The organism is Neorhizobium fuzhouense, from assembly GCF_042611105.1.
Lineage (GTDB): Bacteria > Pseudomonadota > Alphaproteobacteria > Rhizobiales > Rhizobiaceae > Neorhizobium > Neorhizobium galegae_A.
In genome coordinates, this window is record NZ_JBHFFP010000033.1 from 1 (window position 1) to 2,091 (window position 2,091).

General features: G+C 59.6%; 1 protein-coding gene, 1 tRNA gene and 1 pseudogene. 2 read left to right on the top strand and 1 reads right to left on the bottom strand.

Going from position 1 to position 2,091, the window contains the following annotated elements; genetic code table 11:
• Window positions 1-16 precede the first annotated feature (16 nt).
• Window positions 17-93, top strand: a tRNA-Met gene (locus ACEXP3_RS24625).
• 287 nt (window positions 94-380) lie between these two features.
• Here ACEXP3_RS24625 and ACEXP3_RS24630 read toward each other — a convergent pair.
• Window positions 381-1,343, bottom strand: coding sequence for a recombinase family protein (locus ACEXP3_RS24630; RefSeq protein ID WP_377299806.1), 963 nt, complete (start codon window positions 1,341-1,343; stop codon window positions 381-383).
• Between the two features lie 50 nt (window positions 1,344-1,393).
• Here ACEXP3_RS24630 and istA point away from each other — a divergent pair.
• A pseudogene (istA, locus tag ACEXP3_RS24635) lies at window positions 1,394-2,011 on the top strand (IS21 family transposase); the annotation flags it as partial.
• Window positions 2,012-2,091: the final 80 nt, after the last annotated feature.

Genomic DNA, 2,091 nt, shown 5'->3' on the forward strand with positions numbered 1-2,091 from the left:
AACCCGGAAAAAATAACGCGGGGTGGAGCAGCCCGGTAGCTCGTCAGGCTCATAACCTGAAGGCCGCAGGTTCAAATCCTGCCCCCGCAACCACTGAAACTTGTAAATTCTCCCATTCGGGGTATTTGCGACGAAGCTCCTCCTCATATGAGTCGAGGAGCTTTTTTTGTTTCTCCTTCGTCTCGATTTCTCCAGCTTCCAGCTTCTCAATGAAATCCGCATGCACTTCGGCGACGAAGCGTCGTTCCATGAAGTCCAGCACATCCATCTGCGCGAGGATGGAGGCGATCAGACCATGTACCTGCAGAGTTTGCCGGTTGGTGACCCTGGGTCTTGCCGATCACCACCTTCTGCACCAGTGAGCGCACGATCGGCATCACCTAGCGCTTGGCATCTTCGTACTTGCCACGGCGCGCCTGCAGGAAGAAATGGCGCATGCGCAGTTCCGTCTGGGCGGGGTTGTGACGCTGCTTCAATTCTTCGATCTTCGCCCGCATGTCCGGCTCGGAGGTGGTGAAGGCGTCGATCTCCTTTGCCAGGGCGACACGGTGGAACTCGATTTGATCTAGCGTATCGTCGAGAGCAGTGAGGGGAGGGCGGCCTTGCATGGCGCGGTCCGAGATCTGCTGGATGATGCTCTTCTGCTTGCGCTCCAACTCGTTCAGTTCGCGCGTCATCTGCTCGCGCTCGGCTTTCGGGCGGCGAAGCTTGGAGGTCTCCTGTTCGATCACCTTTGCCGACATGGTGTCGAACATCCCCAAGGAGAAGAACGCAGCCGGCAGGCAATCGAGAACGCGGCTCTCCAGCTCCTGCCGGGTAATGGTCTTGCTGTTGCTGCAGCAGGCTCCGCCCAGTTCGTCGATCGGCAGGCGCTTCTTGCGGTTGGTGCAGCTATAGCGGTCCTTGCCGCTGATGGCGTAAGGGCCGCCACATTCGGCACATTCGAGCAGGTGACTGAGCAGGTATCCCGGGCGGTGCGTCGCGTTCAGCCGGTTGCTCTGCCCGAAATCAAAAAGCTCGCCGATCTCCTTCTGTCGCTCCTTCACCCGCTGCCATAGGTCGTCGGAGACGATGCGCATCTCCGGCACCGCAGTCAGCACCCATTCGCTCGCGTCGTTGGCGCGCGCGGTGCGTCGTTCAGTCTCGGGGTTCTTGCGGTAGTTACGTTTGTTCCAGACCATGCGGCCGATGTAACTCTCGTTGTTGAGGATGCCGGTGCCACGGCTGACGTGGCCGCGGATGGCGGTATCGCGCCACTTACGGCCGCGCGAGCCCGGGACGTGTTGGTTTCCGCGCGGAACTGAGCCGGTTAGGCGCATAATTTCCATTGAGAATTGAGCCATGTGAACCTTCCCCCAACGCGGTGAGCTACGGGGGCAACGTAGTGATCCACATGGGACTTTTAAACATCATCCGCCGGATGGCGCTGCGCGAGAAGCTATCGATACGAGAGATCAGTCGACGCACCGGGCTTTCGCGCAACACAATTGCGAAGTATTTGAGCGCGGGCACGATCGAGCCGACGTTCACTGTGCCGGAACGACCGAGCAAGCTTGATCCATTCGCTGACAAACTGGCGGCCTGGCTGAAGACCGAGGCCGGGAGATCACGCAAGCAGCGCCGAACGCTGAAGCAGCTTCATGCCGATCTGGTGGCTCTGGGCTTTACCGGCTCTTATGGTCGCGTCGCTGCCTTCGCGCGCCAGTGGCGGGTTGAGCAGCAGACGGCCGGCCGAGGCATATTCGTTCCTCTGTCTTTCCGGCCAGGCGAAGCATTCCAGTTTGATTGGAGTGAGGACTACGCCGTGATCGCCGGCGAGCGCATGAAGCTTCAGGTCGCGCATATCAAGTTGGCGCACAGCCGGGCCTTTCTGGTCAGAGCCTACATGCTGCAGACGCACGAGATGCTCTTCGACGCCCACTGGCACGGCTTCCGGGTCTTCGGCGGTGTGCCTGCTCGAGGGATCTACGACAACATGCGCACCGCGGTTGATCGCGTCGGCCGTGGTAAGGAGCTGATCTGAACCCTTCAAACTGGACCATTTTTGGCTAGAGTTTTCCGGTGCATTTTCCTGGCTGGGAAAGGAACGGA